Annotated in this window: 20 protein-coding genes; 13 read left to right on the top strand and 7 right to left on the bottom strand. The window is 37.7% G+C overall.

The genetic code is table 11. From position 1 onward, the window contains the following. Positions 1–17: 17 nt before the first annotated feature. The 8 genes from LZF87_RS00780 (at position 18) to LZF87_RS00815 (ending at position 9,065) form a co-directional block, all read left to right on the top strand. The gene (locus tag LZF87_RS00780; RefSeq protein WP_244340260.1) at positions 18–521 is read left to right on the top strand and encodes an LptE family protein; all 504 of its coding nucleotides are present in this window, start codon (positions 18–20) and stop codon (positions 519–521) included. A gap of 73 nt (positions 522–594) precedes the next feature. Beyond that, positions 595–1,473, top strand: coding sequence for a hypothetical protein (locus tag LZF87_RS00785; protein ID WP_244340261.1), 879 nt, complete (start codon positions 595–597; stop codon positions 1,471–1,473). Positions 1,474–1,484: 11 nt separating this feature from the next. Further along, the gene (gene secG, locus LZF87_RS00790) at positions 1,485–1,874 is read left to right on the top strand and encodes a preprotein translocase subunit SecG (RefSeq protein ID WP_244340262.1); all 390 of its coding nucleotides are present in this window, start codon (positions 1,485–1,487) and stop codon (positions 1,872–1,874) included. A 140-nt stretch (positions 1,875–2,014) separates the two neighbouring features. Next, positions 2,015–2,290, top strand: a complete 276-nt coding sequence (locus tag LZF87_RS00795) for a co-chaperone GroES (RefSeq protein WP_023578438.1) — start codon at positions 2,015–2,017, stop codon at positions 2,288–2,290. A 65-nt stretch (positions 2,291–2,355) separates the two neighbouring features. Beyond that, positions 2,356–3,987, top strand: coding sequence for a chaperonin GroEL (gene groL, locus LZF87_RS00800; protein ID WP_244340263.1), 1,632 nt, complete (start codon positions 2,356–2,358; stop codon positions 3,985–3,987). Between the two features lie 91 nt (positions 3,988–4,078). Further along, positions 4,079–6,526, top strand: coding sequence for a hypothetical protein (locus LZF87_RS00805; RefSeq protein ID WP_244340264.1), 2,448 nt, complete (start codon positions 4,079–4,081; stop codon positions 6,524–6,526). Positions 6,527–6,685: 159 nt separating this feature from the next. Further along, positions 6,686–8,296 (top strand): hypothetical protein, encoded by a 1,611-nt coding sequence (locus LZF87_RS00810; RefSeq protein WP_244340265.1) that lies wholly within the window; start codon positions 6,686–6,688, stop codon positions 8,294–8,296. A gap of 109 nt (positions 8,297–8,405) precedes the next feature. After that, on the top strand, positions 8,406–9,065 hold the full coding sequence (locus LZF87_RS00815) for a hypothetical protein (protein WP_244340266.1): 660 nt from the start codon (positions 8,406–8,408) through the stop codon (positions 9,063–9,065). Between the two features lie 351 nt (positions 9,066–9,416). Here the strand turns inward: LZF87_RS00815 and LZF87_RS00820 are convergent, their stop codons facing one another. The 7 genes from LZF87_RS00820 to xrtF all read right to left on the bottom strand — a co-directional run bounded on the left by LZF87_RS00820 (position 9,417) and on the right by xrtF (position 15,814). After that, on the bottom strand, positions 9,417–9,755 hold the full coding sequence (locus LZF87_RS00820) for a heavy-metal-associated domain-containing protein (RefSeq protein ID WP_244340267.1): 339 nt from the start codon (positions 9,753–9,755) through the stop codon (positions 9,417–9,419). A gap of 27 nt (positions 9,756–9,782) precedes the next feature. Further along, the gene (locus LZF87_RS00825; RefSeq protein ID WP_244340268.1) at positions 9,783–12,029 is read right to left on the bottom strand and encodes a TonB-dependent receptor; all 2,247 of its coding nucleotides are present in this window, start codon (positions 12,027–12,029) and stop codon (positions 9,783–9,785) included. 62 nt (positions 12,030–12,091) lie between these two features. After that, positions 12,092–12,526 carry an HYC_CC_PP family protein gene (locus LZF87_RS00830; protein WP_244340270.1) on the bottom strand — a complete coding sequence of 145 codons (435 nt, stop codon included), beginning with the start codon at positions 12,524–12,526 and terminating at the stop codon, positions 12,092–12,094. 58 nt (positions 12,527–12,584) lie between these two features. Continuing rightward, on the bottom strand, positions 12,585–13,943 hold the full coding sequence (locus LZF87_RS00835; protein WP_244340272.1) for an MBL fold metallo-hydrolase RNA specificity domain-containing protein: 1,359 nt from the start codon (positions 13,941–13,943) through the stop codon (positions 12,585–12,587). 3 nt (positions 13,944–13,946) lie between these two features. Next, positions 13,947–14,804, bottom strand: a complete 858-nt coding sequence (locus LZF87_RS00840; RefSeq protein WP_244340274.1) for a restriction endonuclease — start codon at positions 14,802–14,804, stop codon at positions 13,947–13,949. A 34-nt stretch (positions 14,805–14,838) separates the two neighbouring features. Beyond that, entirely contained in the window at positions 14,839–15,282 is a 444-nt protein-coding gene (locus LZF87_RS00845) for an exosortase F system-associated membrane protein (protein ID WP_244340276.1), read from the bottom strand. Beyond that, positions 15,257–15,814 carry an exosortase family protein XrtF gene (gene xrtF, locus LZF87_RS00850; RefSeq protein WP_244340278.1) on the bottom strand — a complete coding sequence of 186 codons (558 nt, stop codon included), beginning with the start codon at positions 15,812–15,814 and terminating at the stop codon, positions 15,257–15,259. Before xrtF ends, LZF87_RS00845 begins: the two co-directional genes overlap by 26 nt. Before the next feature lie 71 nt (positions 15,815–15,885). Between xrtF and LZF87_RS00855 the strand changes: the two genes are divergently transcribed. The 5 genes from LZF87_RS00855 to LZF87_RS00875 all read left to right on the top strand — a co-directional run bounded on the left by LZF87_RS00855 (position 15,886) and on the right by LZF87_RS00875 (position 22,718). Continuing rightward, a complete protein-coding gene (locus tag LZF87_RS00855; RefSeq protein ID WP_244340280.1) occupies positions 15,886–16,341 on the top strand; it encodes a GAF domain-containing protein in 456 nt (151 codons plus the stop codon). 103 nt (positions 16,342–16,444) lie between these two features. Continuing rightward, positions 16,445–16,714: a 30S ribosomal protein S15 gene (gene rpsO / locus LZF87_RS00860; protein WP_023573491.1), complete on the top strand. Its 270-nt coding sequence runs from the start codon at positions 16,445–16,447 to the stop codon at positions 16,712–16,714. Between the two features lie 148 nt (positions 16,715–16,862). Then, positions 16,863–19,013 carry a polyribonucleotide nucleotidyltransferase gene (locus LZF87_RS00865; protein ID WP_244340282.1) on the top strand — a complete coding sequence of 717 codons (2,151 nt, stop codon included), beginning with the start codon at positions 16,863–16,865 and terminating at the stop codon, positions 19,011–19,013. A 174-nt stretch (positions 19,014–19,187) separates the two neighbouring features. After that, the gene (locus tag LZF87_RS00870; protein WP_244340284.1) at positions 19,188–19,940 is read left to right on the top strand and encodes a hypothetical protein; all 753 of its coding nucleotides are present in this window, start codon (positions 19,188–19,190) and stop codon (positions 19,938–19,940) included. A gap of 3 nt (positions 19,941–19,943) precedes the next feature. Continuing rightward, positions 19,944–22,718 carry a TonB-dependent receptor domain-containing protein gene (locus tag LZF87_RS00875; RefSeq protein ID WP_244340286.1) on the top strand — a complete coding sequence of 925 codons (2,775 nt, stop codon included), beginning with the start codon at positions 19,944–19,946 and terminating at the stop codon, positions 22,716–22,718. Positions 22,719–22,721: the final 3 nt, after the last annotated feature.

Below are 22,721 nucleotides of genomic sequence, written 5' to 3' on the forward strand. Positions count from 1 at the left end.
TTGGATTTTAAAATCAGATGAAACATTTACAATATATCATTGCCGTTGTCACATTGTTTATTTTAAGCAGTTGCTCGGTTTACAACTTTACCGGAACGGGAAAAATTGACGCTAAAACCTTTCAGGTAAATTACTTTCAGAACAATGCATCGCTAATTGAACCCGGAATTGAACGTACATTTACGATAAAACTTCAGGAGTTACTGCAAAACCAAACCAATCTGAATCTAACAAATACGGGAGGCGATTTGGTTTATGAAGGCGAGATCAAAGAATACCGAATCACACCAATGACCGCAACAGCCGATCAGCAGGCGGCTCAAAACCGGCTTACCATCTCGGTAAACGTACGTTTTACAAACAAGAAAAATCCGGATGATGATTTCGAAAAACCGTTTTCATTTTACTATGATTTCCCTGCAAACGAACAATTGGTAGGAGCTAATTTGACAGAGGCGCTGGATGCTATTTTTGATAGGATTACTCAGGATATCTTCAATGCTTCATTAGCAAAATGGTAATTTTTTAAATAATTCTACCGGAAGTATTTGAATAAATCCATAAATTGTCCCTTATAAAACTCAAAACTGTATTTTGAACGTAAACGATTTAACATACCTGATTAATAAACCCGACAGTTTGAACGGACAGGAAACCTCTGAACTGGAAACGGTTCTAAGTGAATTCCCGTATTTTCAGCCGGTCAGAGCCATCCTTCTCAAGGGGCTTTACAATCAGAAAAGTTTCCGTTACAATCAGGAATTGAAAAAAACAGCTGCTTATACGGCAGACCGAAGTGTTTTATTTGAGTTTATCACTTCAGAAAATTTCGTTTCCATACAGAAAGCTTTCCTGGAAGAAAAAGAAGCGGCCATCAATGATATTATTGTCAACCAATACAAAATTGTTATTCCGCAAGCGATAGAAGTTCAGCTTAAAGCGAACCCGCTGGAACAATCCATTCTTTCCTCCATTCAGATTGCAGAACCGGAAAAAACTGCAGAAACAGTTTTGACCAAACCAATTCCTACCGAAGAAAAAGTACCGGAGACAATTGAGGAAAAACTTGAACTAGGAAAACCGTTAGAATTCTCTGCTCAGGAAAAACATTCGTTCCAGGAATGGCTGCAATTGGCAAAAGTTACACCAATTAACAGAGAAGAGGAGCCAAAAGAAACGGAAGCAGACGACGAAAAAAAGAAAAAATCAGAACTGATTGATAAGTTTATAGAAAGCAATCCGAAAATAGTTGCGGTTAAAAATGCTGTCATAAACCCTGTAAACATTGAGAAATCTTCACAGGATAACTCCTATTTAATGACCGAAACTTTAGCCAAAGTATATCTTGAACAGAAAAAATATCAGAAAGCAATTCAAGCTTATGAAATTTTAATTTTGAAATATCCAGAAAAAAGTAGTTTCTTTGCAGACCGTATTTCGGATATTAGACTTTTACAACAAAATAATAATTAAAGAATTATAATATGTTTTCAATTTTTTTAGTGTTAATCACAATCGTATGTTTTTTACTTGTAGTGGTAGTTATGGTTCAAAATCCTAAAGGAGGAGGATTATCTTCTTCTATCGGAGGATCACAAATGATTGGTGGTGTACAAAAAACAAATGATTTCCTTGATAAAAGTACTTGGACATTAGCTGGTTTATTAATCGCTTTAATCTTATTATCAAGTTTAAGCTTCACTGGAAACTTAGGTGACAATGCTTCAAAAATCATTGACAACAGTGCTACTGCTCCGGCTGCAACTCCAGCTCCGGCTGCACCTGCAACTCCAGAAGCTGCAAAACAAGAAACTGCTCCGGCTGCAACTGATGCTGCTCAACCGGCTGCCGCAACAGAAGAAGCTACAAAATAATTTTCTACAAAATACTTTTAAAATGCCAGCATGTCAGTGCTGGCATTTTTTATTTAGTAAATTTGTCAGTTTTAAAGCCTTGGCATAATTTCTGAAAAAAGGAAAACCATCAAAATTAATAACACATAAAAAATATAATTATGGCATTAACCATTAAACCACTTTCAGACCGCGTTCTTGTAGAACCAATGGCAGCAGAAACACAAACTGCCTCTGGAATCTTCATCCCAGACACTGCAAAAGAAAAACCTCAAAAAGGGACAGTAGTAGCAGTTGGAAACGGAACAAAAGACCACACCATGACTGTAAAAGTAGGCGATACTGTTTTGTACGGAAAATATGCCGGAACCGATTTGAAATTTGAAGGCAAAGATTACCTTATCATGCGTGAAGACGACATTCTTGCGATCATCTAATCCAAAAATCAAAATAAACTACAGCGTCAGTAAACTGGCGAAACAAATCAACAAATAAATAAAAAATGGCAAAAGATATAAAATTTGATATTGAAGCACGCGACGGTTTAAAACGTGGTGTGGACGCATTGGCAAATGCGGTAAAAGTAACTTTAGGCCCAAAAGGTCGTAACGTAATCATCAGTAAATCATTCGGAGCACCGACTGTAACCAAAGATGGTGTGTCGGTAGCGAAAGAAGTGGAATTGAAAGACACCCTTGAAAATATGGGTGCACAAATGGTAAAAGAAGTAGCTTCTAAAACTAATGATTTAGCCGGAGACGGAACCACAACTGCAACCGTTTTAGCTCAGGCTATCGTTAAAGAAGGACTGAAAAACGTTGCAGCAGGAGCTAATCCAATGGATTTAAAACGCGGTATCGACAAAGCAGTAGAAGCCATTGTTGCTGACCTTCAAAAACAAGCGAAAGAAGTAGGAAGTTCTACAGACAAAATCAAACAAGTAGCTTCAATTTCCGCAAATAATGATGACGTTATCGGAGAACTTATTGCCATGGCTTTCGGAAAAGTTGGAAAAGAAGGTGTAATCACTGTTGAAGAAGCAAAAGGAACAGATACTTATGTAGATGTTGTGGAAGGAATGCAATTCGACAGAGGGTATTTATCACCTTACTTCGTAACAAACCCTGAAAAAATGGAAGCGGAACTGGAAAATCCGTACATCTTATTATATGACAAAAAAGTATCTTCTTTAAAAGAATTACTTCCAATATTAGAGCCAGTTGCTCAATCCGGAAAACCATTGTTAATCATCGCTGAAGATGTAGACGGTGAAGCATTATCTACTTTGGTAGTTAACAAACTACGCGGAGCTTTGAAAATCGCAGCTGTTAAAGCACCAGGTTTTGGCGACAGAAGAAAAGCAATGCTGGAAGATATTGCCATCTTAACCGGAGGTACCGTAATTTCTGAAGAAAGAGGCTTTACACTAGAGCATACAACTTTAGACTTGTTAGGAACTTGCAAACGAGTTACAATCGACAAAGACAATACAACGGTAGTAAGCGGTAATGGTGATCATGAAATGATTAAAAACCGAGTAAACCAAATCAAAGCTCAAATGGAAACATCTACTTCTGAATACGACAAAGAGAAATTACAGGAGCGTTTGGCTAAATTAGCCGGTGGTGTTGCTGTTCTTTATGTTGGTGCTGCTTCTGAAGTAGAAATGAAAGAGAAAAAAGACCGTGTAGACGATGCTTTACATGCAACACGCGCAGCAGTTGAAGAAGGTATCGTTGCCGGCGGTGGTGTAGCATTATTGAGAGCTAAAAAAGTATTGGATAAAATCAAAGCTGAAAATGCTGATGAGGCAACTGGAATTCAGATTGTATCCCGTGCTGTGGAATCTCCTTTAAGAACAATCGTTGAAAATGCAGGTTTAGAAGGATCTGTAGTGGTAGCAAAAGTAGCGGAAGGGAAAGACAATTTCGGATACAACGCTAAAACTGATGAGTACGTTGATATGTTGAAAGCAGGAATCATCGATCCTAAGAAAGTAACTCGTGTAGCTTTGGAAAACGCTGCTTCAGTTGCTGGAATGATATTAACTACTGAATGTGCATTAGTAGAAATCAAAGAAGAAAACGCTGGAGGCGGAATGCCTATGGGAGGCGGAATGCCGGGTATGATGTAATCTTTTTTTTAAAATATTTCCCACAAAAAAACTGCCTGAAAAAAAATTCAGGCAGTTTTTTTATATCTTAGTCATTCAAATCTTACAAAGAATGAACTTAAAAAAATTAGCTTTTTTAATTATAGCCCTGACATTACAAAACTTAGTTTTTTCACAAGCAGAAACAGGTCCGAGTAATGAAAAAACAATCGATGCACTAACGGAGTATTTCAAACTGGACAGAGAAAACATCCATCTTCACCTTAACAAAAACATTTTTTTAACCAGCGACGAAATCTGGTTCAAGGGTTACATCATAGAAAAGAAAAGCAAAAAAGGGTATTTACCCACTTCAAATGTCCACATTGCCCTGCTTGACGAAAAAGGAACCAAACTAAAAACCTATCTATTTTATGCTGATAAAAGTGTTTTTGAAGGAAACATCAAAATTGACAACAGTTTAAGTACCGGAACCTATTACCTTCAGGTATACACAAACTACATGAATAATTTCGCGGAAGATGAGTCTTCGGTTTTCGAATTTAAAATTATCAATCCGGAAGACGGCAAAACAATCACCGGTACAAATACAATCAACTACAACACCGTAATTACGGAATTCTTCCCCGAGAGCAACATCTTTTTGGAAGGAACATCCAACACTGTTGCCATAAGGATTACCGATTGCAACGGAAACGGTCTAAGTGTAAAGGATGGAAAAATTGTCGATTCTCAAGGAATTACGATTACAAATTTCAACACAAATGAATTGGGTTACGGCAAATTTGAAATCGTTCAGACAAAAAACACATTATACAAGGCTGTCTTTAAAATTAAAGATACTAAAACCGAGAAATTTTTACCAACACCATCAAATTTGGGAATAGCGTTTTCGACTGACAATTACACTTTAGAAGACAAAACCACCTTAAAGATAAGAACAAATACGAACAGCCTGGCCGTATACAAGAACGAACCTTTTACGCTTGTTGTCCAACAAGACAATTACAGTTCTTTTTTTCCTTTTACACTCGAAGAAAGGAGTACAGAACAACCATTTACTTTATCGAATGAATACTTAAAACCAGGAATCAATGCGCTGTATCTGCTGGATAAAAGCAATAAAAAAATTGCTGAAAGAATACTCTTTAAACCGTCAAATTTTGACCACAACATCGACCTGAAAGTTATTCGGAAACAAAATGATTCCATTCTTATCGGCGGGAGCAGCAAAATTCTGTCAGGCACACTTAGTATTTCTGTTGTACCACACGACACCAAGTCCTTAACTGGCAAGAAAACAATATACAGTTCCTTATTGTTAGACAACCAGTTAAGCAAAGAAACAACAAAAGGAAATAATTATCTTTCTGATTTTTCAAAAAAGAAACACTACGAACTGGACACTTATCTAATATGTCAAAAATCGAAATACGATTGGCAAAAAATCCTGAGCACACCACCTAAGGAAAAATTTGATTTTGACAGCGGATTAACCATTAAGGGAACCATTAATATTCCGGTAAAAAATAAAGCATCTAAAGTTCAGATGACTTCGCTAATTTCCGCTTTGAATGAAAACTCATTAATCAATGACAAAAACGAATTTTATTTTAAAAACATTTTGGTTTCGGATTCAACCGTGCTACATTTTTCCCTTTTGGACAAAAAAAACCGACGCATAGAACTAAAATCAGCCGCTAAGGTTTTAAACAACAATAGAACCTTCATCAAGCCATTTAAAACAACACAAAACAACTGTCCGGAAACAACAACAAACAACACTCAAAATTCAGATTTTCACTTTCCGAAAATTGCAAAAGCCATTCAACTGGATACCATCTCAATCGAAACCAAGGAGAAAAAAATTAAACTTACAAACCTGAAAAAGTTTAATAATTCCATGGCAAAAGCCTATAAAATTACTGAGGCAGATGACAACAGAGACGTCCTGCAGTTTATAGTAGCTAATGGTTATGATGTTACCATCGGAAAACCCGCAAAGGTCGACAGCGTTGCATTGGCGAAGGAAGCTGCTAAAGGCAACCTTGCTTCTGCCCAAGGACTCACCGTAAGAATCCTCAACAGGCGACCATCCTCCTTTTTAGCAACTAGAGCCCCCCTTATTTATATAGACGACTCACCAATTACTGATTTCAGCTGGTTATTGAACTACAGTTTAAGCAGGGTTGATGAGATCTATATAAATAAAAGCGGTTACGGAGGGGGTATGGAGGCTCATAACGGTATAATCCGAATTTATACAAAAAAAACATTTAGCAAAAATATAGACCCAAGAATCAGTTCACAATCGCTCCTGGTTAAAAACGGTTTTGAAAAACCTAAACAATTTACGAATCCTAAATATACCAGCTATAGCGACGAGGGATTTATGGATTTTGGAACAATTCATTGGGAGCCAAACATCACAACCGATGAAAATGGAATCTTTAAATTCTCCTTCCCTAATTACAACCAAAAAACAGTAACAGTAGTCATCGAAGGTATAGCTTCAGACGGACAACTAATTTCAGAAACAACGAGTATTGAAATCCCGTAAATTCAATTTGAAACAGGAATTAGGTTGAAAATAAGGAAGCGGGATGCCAGCTATGATGTAATGTTCTAAAAAAACATATAAACAACTAAAAAACTACCAGATTTTTCTTTCAGGCAGTTTTTTTTTTTCAATATCTTCGCCGTTTAAACTTTACAAAGAATGAACTTAAAAAAATTAGTCTATTTAATTATTGCCCTTACAGTACAAAACTTAGTTTTTTCACAAGCTGAAATAAACCAAAGCCATGAAAAAATAAACGATGCCCTTACCGAGTATTTCAAACTGGACAGAGAAAATATCCATCTCCATCTTAACAAGAATATTTTTTTAACCAGCGACGAAATCTGGTTCAAAGGGTACATTATAGAAAAGAAAAACAAAAAGCCTTATTTTTTGACTTCCAATGTTCTCATCTCCTTGCTTGACGACAAAGGAAATAAAATCAAAAAATACTTATTTTATGCCGAAAACAGTATTTTCGAAGGAAACATCAAGCTTGACGAAAACATAAGTACGGGTAAATACTACCTGGAGGTTTTCACAAACTACATGAACAATTTCTCCGAAAACGAATCATCTGTTTTCGAACTTAAAATCATCAATCCGAAAGACGGAAAAACATTCCCCGACACGAGAATAGTGAATTTGAGCACGATAAAGACGGAATTCTTCCCTGAGGGAAATGTGTTTTTAGAGGGCACATCAAACACAATAGCTGTTAAAATCAGCGATTGCAACGGAAACGGCATAAGTGTAAAAGACGGGGAAATAGTAAATTCCAAAGGTGAAACCATAACAAACTTCAGCACTAACTCATTAGGTTATGGCAAATTTGAAATCCTCCAAACAAAAAGCGAATTATATAAAGCCGTTTTCAAAATTAACGATGTTAAAACAGAAGAAAAACTGCCTTTCCCGGAGGTTAACGGAATTACTTTTTCAGCCAACAATTACACTTTTGAAAATAAGACTACATTAAAAATAAAAACCAACAGCAACAGTTTGGCCCAATACAAAAACGAACCTTTAACACTTATAATCCAGCAAGACGATTACAGTTCGTATGTTCCTTTTTCATTTAAAGACGACAATACCGAGCAATTATTGGCTTTGCCAAATGAAAATTTATTGAACGGAATCAATACACTCTATCTGGTTGACAAAAACCATAAAAAAATTGCCGAAAGAATACTATACAAACCGTTGAAGTTCGACCGAAATATAGATCTTAAAGTTCTAAGAAAACAAAACGATTCGATTGTAATCAGCGGAACAAGTACAATTCTTTCGGGAACATTGAGTGTATCTGTTTTACCGGAAGGCACCAAATCCTTAACCGAAAAGAAAACCATATACAACTCCTTTTTACTTGACAACCAGCTAAGCGAAAAATCACCGGACGGCAATCAACTGCTTTCCAATTTCTCTAAAAGAAAACATTATGAACTGGACACCTATTTAATGTGTCAAAAATCAAAGTACAATTGGCAGACAATGCTAAGCTCTTCTCCTCAAAAGAAATTTGATTTTGACAACGGGCTTACCTTTAAGGGAACTATTAATATCCCGGTAAAAGATAGGGATTCCAAAGTAGAGATAAACTCCTTAACATCGGGATTAAGCGAATTTTCGCCAATCAACGAGAAAAACGAGTTTTATTTTAAAAACATTTTGGTTTCCGATTCAACCTTAGTACATTTTTCCCTTCTGGACAAAAAAAAACCAACGTATCGAACTAAAATCAGCCGCTCAGGTCTTAAACAACAATAGGACTTTCATAAAACCTTTTAAAATAACACAAAACAACTGTCCGGAAATAGGTGCAAGCAAACCTGAAAATTCAAATTTTCATTTTCCGAAAATTGCAAAGGCCATCCAATTGGACACTATTACAATCGGAGCGAAGGATAAAAAACCTAAGCTTACAAACCTGAAACGTTTTAATAATGCCATGGCAAAGGGATATAAAATAACGGATGCGGATGCTAGTAGAGACGTCCTGCAGTTTATAGCGGCAAATGGTTATGATGTATCCATTCAGGGTCTCGACGTAAAGATCCTCGGAAGGAGGTCGACTTCCTTTTTGGGAAGCAAAAGTCCTGTTGTTTTCTTAGACGACACGCCTCTACCTGATTTTAGCTTTCTGTTGGGCTATAGTATGAGCAGAGTTGATGAGATTTACATCAATAAAAGCGGTTACGGAGGAGGTGCGGAAGCTCACAATGGAATAATCCGGATTTACACCAAAAAAACGTTTGGAGGACCTGGAAGAACAAAAATCAATTCGCAATCGTTCCTGGTTAAAAATGGTTTTGAGAAACTTAAACTTTTTGCTAATCCTAAATATACCAGCTACAGCGATGAAGGATTCACGGATTTCGGAACAATTCACTGGGAGCCTAATGTGGAAACCGATGAAAAAGGAATTTTCAAATTCTCGATCCCTAATTACTACGTGAAAACAGTAAAAGTAGTCATCGAAGGTATAGCCACAGACGGACAGATAATCTCCGAAACAAAAATTATCGAAATCCCCTAAAAAGTAAAGCCGTTCAGAAATCCTGAACGGCTTTTTCTTTAATTAATTATAACTAACTCAACCTTTTAATTAAAACAAACTTATATTATGTCACTGCAGTTCCTTTTTGGTCACTTAAAGTCAACTACCAATTAACGCCACATAATAAAATCTCATTGCTTCATTCAATCGATCGTGATTGGCATGGTAAACATACACATAAGCTACTAACGTAGTTTTTTCGATTAAATTGTGTTTAGTTGAACATATAAAACAGCACCTTTTATAAAAATCAAAAAACCAGCATCTTACGGAAGTTATATATTAGTTCAATAAAAAAGCCGACTCGCAATTCAGTCGGCTTTTGTTCTATTATCTATCGTATTGACAGCAGGTATGAAGATTATTGTATGAATCTTCAGGTGCTTTTACATCTTTAGTATCGTGTCCCGCTTTGGCGATGGATTTTTCTACGTCTTCCAAAGAACACTTCTGTTCGTTGAACACCAAATGCAAAACCTGATCGTCTGAGTGCCAAACCGCCGATTTTACTCCGACAACAGAATAAGCTGCTTTTTCGATACGTTTTTTACACATATCACAATTTCCTTTTACTTCCACATCCGCTTTAGCGTTTTTGTTCTTTTTTTCCTGTGCTTGGGCTGTAAATCCGAAAAAGGAAATCAGCAGTATTACAATAATATTTTTCATGAAAATTTAAGTTTAGCTGTTTATTATCTATTTAACTTTAAATCGGATTCCGGCATAATACATCTGTCCGAAAACCGGTGCGTATATCATTGAACTGTCAAAATACGGGCCAAAAGGATCCTCCGCACCTAAAATAGCATTTTTTTGTTTGTAATTCCCAATATTTTCACCCCCCACATACATCTCAAACACACTGGAGAAAGTTCGCGTTACCTGAGCATTCATTACCGAAAACGGATTTGAATACGGGTTCAGTTTATACGGCTCCGGATTGGTTGACGTATTTGGCAAACGCTGTTTCCCCATCCAGTTATAGGTAAAATCAAATTTCCATTGCTGTCCTTTTTCCTTGATGTGGGTTTCGTAGGCCAGATTGGTAAAGAAACGATGTTTTGCCTGCAATGGACGGTCCAATGTTCCTGTCAGATAGTCGGTTTGAATATCATAAAACTTATAGGCGGTACGAACCGAAAAATGTGTCATTAAATCCACATTGAAATCGATTTGCAAACTGTTCGCATATGATTTTCCATCTAAATTATGAAAAACTACGGCCTGTGGACTGAAATCCACATCCACCACGGCCTGATTTTGAAAATCCGTTCTGTAGTAATCTAAAGTTACTTCAGCCTTTTTACCAAGCAGTTGAAAGCCTTGTGTGAAACTCACCCCATAATTCCACGCAATTTCGGGATCCAAACCATAGATTTTTCCATTTGCATTAATAACCGAAAAAGCTCTGGAACTCGCAAAAAGGTTTTGATTTTCAGCAAAAATATTGGCACTGCGCTTTCCTCTTCCCGCAGATGCACGCAACACGGCTTTTTCCCATGGATTGTAGCGCACGTGAAGTCTCGGGGTAAAAAATGCTCCTAAACGATTATGTAAATCGAAACGGGCTCCAGCCACCAAGCTAAAATTATCGGTATTATCGTAAGTATATTCAAAAAACGCTCCCAGGGAATTATCTCTTCGACTGACGTCCATCGGCAAACCTACCGTCACAAATTCGTTGTAATCATCTGATGTGAAATTCAAACCCGTAGCAAATTTATTTAATGTATTACTGATGATGGAATTATAAATCACATTCGAATAAAAACTGTTCTGCTGAATATTGTATTGGTTTAAACCGAAATAGGATTTCTGACTATGATAGTTATATGCGTTTTGAAAACCGATGCTCTTCCATGGCATATCCGGAAAAACATAACCTATTTTTGAAGAAACATCCACTTTATCGGTATTGATTTCGGAACCCCAGTGGTTCGTTGTTCCTTTATCCGTATCGGGATCAAAATCAACCTGACCCGCTTGCTTTTCGTCTCTCATGTAACGCACATTCAAAAAGCTCACCCAACCATTTTCCAGATCGTTGTACTGCCAGCGGTTCATCAAGTTAATTTGTTTTCCCAAAGGATTGTCTAAAAACATATCATCATTCATATCCTTTTTAGACACACGGGTACTACCATGAACGAAAAGACTGCTGCTTAATTTATCTGTAAACTTTTTGTTGAGATGTGTATTCAGCTCAAAACGGCTGTCGGTCGATCCATAAGCATTCAGATAAAACGGAATGTCGTTTGCGGGCTTTAACAACTCGGTATTGATTTGTCCCGAAATGCTCTCATACCCATTCACCACACTCCCTGCTCCTTTTGTTATCTGGATACTTTCCACCCATGTCCCTGGAATAAACGATAGTCCGTATGCCTGAGAGGCTCCTCGAACCGAAGGAATATTTTCTTCTGCAATCAAGATGTACGGACTGGTTAAGCCCAGCATTTTGATTTGCTTGCTTCCAGAAACGGCATCAGAGAAATTTACATCGATGGACGGATTGGTTTCAAAACTTTCGGAAAGGTTGCAACACGCCGCTTTGAGCAATTCTTTGCTGCTCATAGTGGTTACGTTAGCCGTTTTTACATACGACTTTTGAAGCGAGTTTCGTTTGGTCGTTACTACAACCTCATCCAGACTTTTTCTCTTACTGGGTTGAAGTTGCACCTTGATCTCTTTTGGCTCATGAACCATAAGGGAAACACTTTGATATCCCACATAACTCACGGTTATTTCATGGCTTCCCGGATTCATCGGCAAACTGAAAAATCCTTTTTCGTCGGTCGTTGCTCCTTTATCGGTATCTTTCCATACGATGGAAGCGCCGGGCAAAGGATTATTTTTTTCGTCGGTTACGGTACCCGACACATTTTCCTGAGCTAACGCAATATTGGCTGTCAGCATAAGGAAAATCATAATATATTTATACATGATTTTGATTTTAATGTTTCAATAGAAGTTTACTCCGATTAAATCGGAAAATCGGAAAAACATTAAAATCTGTCGTAGAAAAGATACTGGCAATAGAGTTTGTAGAGTGGCGGAGCATTACTGTCGCAATAAAACGAAGGAGCATCACTTTTCAATTTAATTTCTTCAAAATCAACAGGTACTTCCGGCGCTTTCCATCCTTCTACAAAAGTAAAAGCACCTAAATCTAACTGAAAACTTTTTACGATAACCTCATCGGAAATCGTTTTTTTCAAATCGACCTTACTGTTGGAACAACAACTGTCGTGTTCGTCCGTAGAAGCACAGCATGTCTCTTGCTTTTCAATTTTCTTTACTTCACAAGGCTCCGATTTTTTATAATCCAATGAAATTTCAGCCAGATCTCCGCCGCAATAATGCACATTGAACGCCAGTCCGACATTGGAAACCAAGATCAGCAGCGCTAAAACGAAACTAATGTGCTTATTTATTTTCATTTTGTTAAAATCTGACCAAAATTAACTCTTTTTTTCAATTTCAAAACACAATTTACTGTTAATTGATTTCAACTGTCTGCCCCTGATAAGGTATCTCACAATTAATGGCGTAACGCGTTTCGATTTTTTCCTTCAAAGCTACTAAGGCTTCCGTTTCGCCATGAACCAGAAAAACGGTCTGAGGTTTTTCATCCAGCTCCGACAACCAATTCAACAAATCATCCTGATCACCATGTGCAGACAGCCCTTCTATTTCGACTATTTTGGCTTCTACGGGATAATACTTCCCATACATTTTAATCTCTTTCTCACCATCCAACAGTTTTCTTCCACGTGTTCCTTCTGCCTGATAGCCAACAATTATAACTGTCGTTTCCGGACGTATTATATACCGCTCCAGATAACTCAAAACGCGACCGCCTGTAACCATCCCACTCGCGGCAATTACCACTTTGGGCTGATCATCATAAATTGCGGCAATAGTATCTTCATAGTCCGTTATCATGGAAAAAACGGCGCACATCTCCTGACATTCGTCTGACCTTAATTTGTGCCATTCCCGGTTATCTTCAAAAATATCTATCACCTTAACCCCCATCGGCGTATCAATGATATAAGGCATCTCCGGAATCTCGCCTGCTTTTTTAAGCTGCCAGATCAAATACATGATCGCTTGGGCACGTTCGACGGCAAAACTTGGAATGACAACATTTCCACCTTTCTCAAAAGTTTCGTTGATAGCCTGCTTCAATTCTTCTTTAGGATCATTATCAGGATGCAGCTTATCGCCATAGGTACTCTCCAAAAAAACATAGTCTCCCTCTTTCGGTTTTACGGGAGCATACATCAGGTCGTCGTTATCCCTTCCGATATCGCCTGAAAAAACAAGTCGTTTGCCTTCTATAAACAATTCAATGGAACAGGCGCCCAATATATGTCCGGCTGAAAAATAGCGGGCTGAAATTTCGGCATCCACATCAAAAAAAGTATCCGGTTTTATCACCCTAAAAAAAGGCAGAACTTCCTCGGCCTCCTCAACCGTATACAAAGGTTCGGCAGGATTATGTTTGGAATAATGTTCCTTATTGGCCTTTTCCGCTTCTTCCTCTTGTATTTTCGCGCTGTCCATCAAAATCAGTCGGGTAATGGCTTTTGTCGGACTGGTACAGAAAATCTTCCCTTCGAAACCCTGTCTGATTAACAACGGAAGCCAACCGCAATGATCCAAATGCCCATGGGTAAGTAATACAAAATCAATGGTTGACGGTAAAATCGGCAGCGGTTCCCAATTAAGTTGCCGCACTTCCCTATTCCCCTGAAACATACCACAGTCAACTAAAATACGAATCCCTTTTGATTCTATTAAGGTTTTGGAACCGGTTACTGTCCCGGCTGCTCCTAAAAACTGAATTTTCATGGTTTAGTCATTAAAAATAGAACTATTGTCGCCTATGTATTCGCACAATTCGGAAGCTTCCCTGATAATGTTTTTAATCCTTTTGTAATTGATACCGATATCCGACAACAATTTACTGTTATTGACTAAATCAGAAGCCAAAAGCACATCCTGAATGAGCAGTTTTTCTTTCTCAAATTGAGTCAGCGTGGTCAGACAGGTTACCGGATACAAACCGTTTTCCTCAATTTTATATTTCAGACATTCCTTAACCGGAAAATCCCAGCTGATCAATTTCAGGTTGGAACATTCGCCGAAATCAATTGCTTCGGAAGTAAAACGATTGTTGGTTATGACCCAGCATTTACTGATGGTATCCTCCTGACTGAAAACCGGATGGGTTTTTCCCTTTAAATCGTTGAAACGCGAGAGGATATACATCGGGATTTTTACATCGGATTTAATTTCGTTGCTACCGTGAAACTTGCATTCAACCATAGCAATGACATTCCCTTTTTTTACCATCACGTCAATTTCGTGGGAAACGCAATTCCCTTCGAGAATCACGTTGGTTTTAGCTTCAAAACCTTCCGTACGGAACAACATGGCTATGTATTTCTCAAAAAAGAACCCTGCAGGGCCTAAAGCCTGAACTGCTGTTTTCAGATTGTATCTTGCCGCATGGGCTTTCGAAGTTTTTTTGAGCAGCTGAAATGCCATTTTGTAAATCTTACGCGTTGGCATACCATCATAAATCTCCCTTTCGATGATGCTCAGGATATCTTCGATTTTTTCATTTGTGGCACCGGAAAGTACAAGAGAATTACGGAGTTTATCCCGATCGAAATAAACGATATCACCGGATTGTTTAACGACCTTCATAAACTAAATCATTTGTTTAAAGGTACGAATTTTTTCAGAAGTTTTTTTTCTGATAATAAATGGCCGGAAGAAAAACTATCAAAAACAATGGCTGAATTAAAAAACGTCTGATATAAAACAACAGCATGAAATCGGCTTTTTCAGAATAACTTAAAAGACTGAAAAACGAAACCATCAGCACAACAAATAAAAGGAGATATAAAACGGTTATGAATTTTGTCAGCTGAATATCTTTAAACACAACATAAATCGCAGCTAATGAAATTGCCGAATTCAGAAAATAGCGAAAAAACAATCCAAAAAACAACGATACAGAATTGTATTCCGGCAATTCAGCTCCCTGATAGTCTTCTTTAAAAAAAGCCAGGAAAGGATCGTAAAACAAATCCTGCTCAAACAAGCGAATCATCGCCAAAAGCACAACCAAAACAAGAACCCAAAGGATTTTACCTTTATTTCTCAGCACCTCTTTGAGCATAACCTGAAAATTTCTGAATCCATAAAACCCACAAAACAAAAACTACCGAATAGATAAACAACGGAAAAACAACACCATGCAATAAATGCTCATATTGAGGCAGATCGTACAATGCCATGGCCAACAACGCTATCCGGAAAACATTGAGCACATGAATAATCAAACACCCAACCAGTATATACAGCATTGTCTTGAACCATTTGGAAGAAAAAGCAAATACAAAAGCCGCGAAAAGAATCATTACGCTTAAGGCATTACAGCCTTCTATGATACGTGCAACAAATTTTCCTTTGTAGATTAAATTCATGCACGGTTCTGAGACATTCTGTTCCGTTTTCACTTCCTTGCCCAAAAACCGCAAAATACCTTCAGACTGATGAGCTACCATACGGGTAAAACCGTCCACTTCGAAACGAGCTACATCATATTGACTGAGATATAATCGGTAGCCAATGGTCAGCAATGCATAAAGTGCAAAAAACTTTATCAGGAAAACAAAAAAAGGCTTGTATTGCAAAAAGAGATCTCTCACCAAAATGATTTTAACAAAAATATAAAAATAAAAAGAGCGCAATTAAATACTTTTGCTAAAAACCAAAAAACATGACATTTCAGGAATTACACCCCCAAGTTACCGAACTGCTTTCACAAAGCGGTGTTTCACGTGATGAAAAATTAAAAAATCTGTGCCGGTTATTAAGCGACACTATCAGCCACTATGACTGGGTTGGTTTTTATTTTGCCGATCACGAAACCAAGACATTGCATCTCGGGCCTTATGTTGGAGCCGAAACCGACCATACCGTCATCCCGTTTGGAAAAGGGATCTGCGGACAAGTTGCCGAATCCAACGCTAACTTTGTCGTTCCCGACGTTAAAGCACAGGACAACTACATAGCCTGCAGCCTTACGGTGAAATCTGAAATTGTCGTACCTCTCTTTGTTGATGGAAAAAACATAGGACAAATAGATATCGACAGTCATGTACTGGATCCTTTCACAAAAGAAGACGAAACTTTTTTAGAATTTGTAAATCAGGAAGTTGCAAAACTTTTTTAGGCAAGTTTCGGCAATTTGTTTGTGAGTTTAAAAAATAAAACTAACTTTGCACCCGTATTGAGACTGTCTCAATTTACATAATAATCATTTTAAAAATATTAGCATGTACTTAACTAAAGAAGTTAAATCAGAAATCTTCGCTAAACACGGAGGTGCTGCTGCCAACACTGGTTCTGCAGAAGGTCAAATCGCGTTATTCACATTCAGAATTTCTCACTTGACTGAGCACTTGAAAAAAAATCGTCACGATTTCAACACAGAGCGCTCACTAGTTTTATTGGTAGGTAAAAGAAGAAGTCTTCTTGACTACTTAAAGAAAAAAGATATCAACAGATATCGTGCGATTATCAAAGAATTAAACATCAGAAAATAATCATGAGAAGAGGTGCCTGCGCGCCTCTTTTTGTTTTGTACATTTAAAAAGAAAAAAGTTTGGTTTTTCATTGGGTATTAGACAACTACACACAACAACAACACAACAACTCAACTGACACCCATTGTTTAATTAAGAATTACATTTTATGATTCCTAAAGTATTCCAAGAAATTATCGATTTAGGAGATGGAAGAAGCATCTCAATCGAAACAGGAAAATTAGCAAAACAAGCTGACGGCTCAGTAGTTGTTCGTATGGGCGACGCAATGTTATTAGCTACCGCGGTATCCGCTCGTACCTCCAATCCAGGAGTTGATTTTCTGCCGTTAACAGTAGATTACCGTGAAAAATTTGCTGCCGCAGGTCGTTTCCCAGGCGGTTTCTTTAAAAGAGAAGCTCGTCCGAGCGACAATGAAGTATTAACCATGCGTCTTGTTGACCGTGTGTTACGTCCGCTTTTCCCGGACGATTACCACGCAGAAACGCAGGTGATGATCCAGTTAATGTCACATGACGACAACATCATGCCGGATGCATTGGCCGGTTTGGCGGCTTCTGCAGCATTAGCCGTATCAGACATTCCTTTTTACAATTTGATTTCAGAAGTACGTGTAGCGCGTATCGACGGTAAATTTGTAATCAACCCGAGCAGAGAAGAATTGGAGCAATCCGACATCGACATGATGATTGGTGCTTCTATGGATTCTGTTGCCATGGTGGAAGGTGAGATGAAAGAAATCTCGGAAGCCGAAATGGTAGAGGCGATCAAATTTGCACACGAAGCCATCAAAGTTCAGATCCAGGCACAAGAGCGCTTAAGAGCCGCTGTTGGAACTCCTGCATACAGAGAATATGAAGGCGAAAAAGAAGACGAAGCTATTTATGCCAAAGTAAAAGCTGCGGCTTACGATAAATGCTATGCAATTGCAAAAGAAGCTTCCGGAAAAAGTGAAAGAAGTGAAAAATTCGCTGCCGTAAAAGAAGAAGTAAAAGCTTTATTTACAGAAGAAGAATTAGCCGAAAATGGAGATTTGGTATCCAAATATTTCTCCAAAACCAACAAAGAAGCGGTTCGTAACGTAATCCTTGAATTGGGCTTGCGTTTGGACGGAAGAAAAACAACCGAAATCAGACCTATCTGGTGTGAAACCGATTATTTACCTTCCGTACACGGTTCGGCTTTATTTACCAGAGGAGAAACTCAGGCATTGGCTACGGTTACTTTGGGAACTTCCAGAGAAGCCAACATAATTGATTCTCCATCAGAACAAGGTGAAGAGAAATTCTACTTACATTATAACTTCCCTCCGTTCTCAACAGGTGAAGCAAAACCTTTAAGAGGAACTTCACGTAGAGAAGTTGGTCACGGAAACTTGGCACAACGTGCCTTGGTAAACATGATTCCTGCTGATTGCCCTTACACAATCCGTATAGTTTCTGAAGTATTGGAATCCAACGGTTCCTCTTCAATGGCTACAGTTTGTGCAGGAACAATGGCATTAATGGATGCCGGAGTTCAGATGGTAAAACCGGTTTCAGGAATTGCCATGGGATTGATCACAGACGGACAGAAATTTGCAGTATTGTCAGATATCTTAGGTGATGAAGATCACTTGGGAGATATGGACTTTAAAGTTACCGGTACTGCTGATGGAATCACCGCTTGTCAGATGGACATCAAAATTGACGGCTTACGTTATGACATCATGGAACAAGCCTTAGATCAGGCTCGTGAAGGCCGTTTGCATATTTTAGGTAAAATTACCGAAACAATTGCCACACCAAGAGCAGACGTTAAGAAACACGCTCCAAAAATCATCACACGTACTATTCCAGGAAACTTCATCGGAGCCCTTATCGGACCTGGCGGAAAAGTTATTCAGGAATTACAAAAAGCTACGGGAACAACAATCGTTATTAACGAAGTGGATGAGCAAGGTGTGGTTGAAATTTTAGGAACAAGCCCTGAAGGTATTGCAGCGGTATTGGCTAAAATCGACTCTATCATTTTCAAACCGGTTCTAGGTGAATCTTACGAAGTGAAAGTAATCAAAATGCTTGATTTCGGAGCGGTTGTTGAATATACGGCTGCACCAGGAAACGAGGTATTGCTTCACGTATCGGAATTAGCTTGGGAGCGCACGGAAAATGTTGCCGACGTAGTTAAAATGGGCGATGTGTTTATGGTAAAATACCTAGGTGTTGATCCAAAAACCAGAAAAGAAAAAGTTTCCAAAAAAGCTTTACTACCTAGACCTCCACGTGAAGAGAAAAAAGAAGTTTCTGAAAAAAGTTAATTTTTTCAAATAAAATCAATTCATAGTAAACCCTGTTTCGTTTTGAAACAGGGTTTTTCTTTTGTTATAATAAAACGTGATTTTTTAAAAATAAAACCATATTTAACATTATAAAACCAAATTAATCTTTATTTTGCGTAAGAATTATCCAATATTTTTTTGCTCTGATTACAGATGAAAACCAAACCAAAAACAAATTTCCAGAGACTCTTAATTGCGTTTACCCTTATAATTTTCAACTTGAACCATCTTCAAGGTCAGTCGTCCGAAGAAACACTTACCAAATCATTTGACCAAGCCATTGGAAAGGAAAATCTGGATATTAATAATGGAATCATCCATATCAATGAATACCGAATCCTGAACAACAAGCACCGGTATTATCCAAACGACAAATTTGAAATCGGTTTCGTTACCTACAACAACCAAAACTATTATGACATCCCTATTAAATATGATATTTACAAAGACATCCTGATTTACAGACCACTGGAATCGGATGCCATCAGTATCGAACTCATACAGAAAAATGTAGCTGTGTTTAATATCAATAATAAAAAATTCGTGTATCTGAACAACTTTTATTTTTCTATTATAAAGCTAAAACCAGGTTATTACGAAGAAAATATCTCCGGAAAAAATTTTACTTTTTACATTAGACACCATCGAAACAAAAGAGAAGTATTAAAAGGATCGTCCGTTTTTTATGAATTTGATAACGATTATGAATACTTCATCGAAAAAAATGGTGCTTTCAACAAAGTGAGTTCCAAAAAAGATCTTATCAAACTCTTTCCTCAATACAAAAGGAAAATCAGCGATTTCTATTCCTCATCAAAAAAGATGCTGAAATCGGATGAATCCCTGTTTTACGAAAAAATGATGAACTACCTGAACAACGAAATGGTAAACAATCCGAGTAATTAACCCATGAAGAAAATATTGTTTACGATAGTGGTTATGCTGTTACATCAAGTAATTACTGCTCAGATTGAAGAAAAAAAATATACTTTTAACTTCGAAAACATAACCCTCGAAAAGGCAATCGAATCCATTGAACAGAATTCGGATTACTCCTTTTATTTGGATAAAGACTGGCTCAAAAACTACCCGGAACCAATTAACCTAAAGCTTACCAACGCAAACATAGAAACCGTTTTGAATACATTATTTCAAAACACAAACCTTAATTTTTACATCTCAGACAAAAAAATCATTCTGACCAAAAACAGTGTTATTTACGATGAATTGCCTGAGAACTTTTTCAACAATGAAAAAAACAAACCACAGAACAACACAACTGTGGTTATACAAGGCGCGCCGGTTTTCAAAAAAGAACTTGACACAAATGAAAGTGGTGATGACATCAACGTTATAGGAAAAGAAAATAAAAACCCAAAGGGAAAAACCTTTCAACTGTCCGGCTACGTAAAAGATGCCAAAACAGGGAAGCCACTGCCGGAAGTAATAATCCGCTCCAAAAACGCCGAAGCAACAGCAATAACAGATGCTCAGGGATTTTATACCATAACCTTACCAGCAGGAATAAACATCATCGAAACGGAAAACTTTCTTTACAAAAAAGAAACCAGAAAAGTAATATTGTACAATAACGGCAAATTAGATCTGGCAGTTTCTGAAAATATCAATCAGCTTAGGGAGATAATTGTTAAGGGAAAAAAAAGCGAAACACTTAAAAGTGCCAATACCGGCGTTACTTCCATTGATGTACAAGGAATGAAAAACATCCCGATGGTATTGGGAGAAAGAGACATTTTTAAAGTGGCTACAACAATTCCAGGGATAAAAACGGCAGGAGAAGGTTCTGCAGGATTTAATGTCCGCGGCGGAAAAACAGACCAAAACCTGATCCTTCTTGACAATGGAGTCATCTACAACCCTTCGCATTTCTTCGGGTTCTTCTCGGGCATAAATGCTTTTACCATTGCAAGTGTTGATATATATAAAGGAAGTATTCCGGCCGAATTTGGCGGACGCCTTTCCTCAGTGTTTGACATAAGAACCAAAAACGGAAACCCAAACAAACTCTCCGGAGAAGGCAGTATTGGCCCCGTTACCGGCAATCTTACCGTAAGTACACCAGTGATTAAAGGAAAATCGTCATTACTGGTTGGTGCCAGAGCCACCTATTCGGATTGGATTTTAAAAACACTCGATGAGAAATCATTACAGAACAGCCAAGCCTCTTTTTATGATGGAGTCATAAAATACAATCATAAGATAAATGAGAAAAATGACATAGAAGCTACGGGATACTATAGTCATGATAAGTTCAGTATATCATCCGACTCATTGTACAAATACGACAACCGCTTATTCTCTTTAAAATGGGGCCATGTTTTTAATGCTAAACACAGAGGGTCTTTAGTATTTTCAAACAGTCAATACAAATTCAACATCGAATACAACAAAGAAAACGACCCAACCAAATCGTTTGATTTCGGGTATAAGATCAATGAAAACCACCTTCAGTTTAAATTCGGCTATAATCTGAATAATAATCACAAAATTAGTTATGGTATCAGCTCAAAACTATACCAAATAGAACCAGGATATTTGAATCCGACGGCTCAGGAAACTGTACTTGTACCGGTTGCCATCGAAAAAGAGAAAGGATTGGAATCCGGAATCTACCTTTCCGACTCTTACAAAATTTCAGAAAAGCTGTTACTTAATACCGGTTTACGCTATTCGTTTTATGCAGCATTAGGACCTTCAACACAAAGAACCTATGAATCCGGCTTACCTATAACCGACGCTACCGTAGTCGAAAGCAAACAATACGGAAACAATGAAGTCATAAAAACCTATAACGGTTTAGAACCCAGAATTTCGGCACGTTATTTCATCAGTAAAGATATTTCGGTAAAAGCCAGTTATGACAAAACCTTCCAGTATCTGCACCTGCTCTCCAGTAACACCACACAATCGCCAACCGACACTTGGAAACTATCCGATTTTAATATTGCTCCTCAGAACGCCGATCAGTTTTCTCTGGGATTGTACAAGAATTTTATCGAAGAAGATTGTGAGATAAGCATCGAAGGATACACCAAAAGAACAAACAATCTTTTGGATTACAGAGTTGGTGCCGATTTATTACTGAATGAAAACATTGAAACAGAAATTTTAAAGGGAGAAGGAAAAGCATACGGTATCGAATTTCTGGTGAAAAAGAATTCAGGAAGACTAAACGGATGGCTGGGCTACACTTATTCTCGTAGTTTTGTTAAACTGGACAGCAAATTTGACAGCGATAAAGTAAACAATGGAGAATATTTTCCCGCCAATTACGACAAACCGCATGATTTGAGTACTGTTTTAAATTACCGATTCACCAAACGATACAGCGCTTCGGCAAATTTCATTTACCAAACCGGAAGGCCAATAACTTATCCTGTTGGAAAATACACTTACGGAAATGCCGAATATACAGTCTACAGCGACAGAAACCAATTCAGGGTCCCGGATTATTACCGTTTGGATTTAGGCATAAACATTGAAGGAAACCACAAAATAAAAAAATTGGCACACAGTTTTTGGAACATATCCGTTTATAATGTTTTGGGACGAAATAATCCGTATTCCATATTTTTTGTAACCAAGAACGGAGATGTTAGAGCCTACAAGACCTCCATATTTTCTGTACCGGTTCCAACCATAACCTACAATTTCAAGTTTTAACTT

The organism is Flavobacterium enshiense (genome assembly GCF_022836875.1).
Taxonomy (GTDB): domain Bacteria; phylum Bacteroidota; class Bacteroidia; order Flavobacteriales; family Flavobacteriaceae; genus Flavobacterium; species Flavobacterium enshiense_A.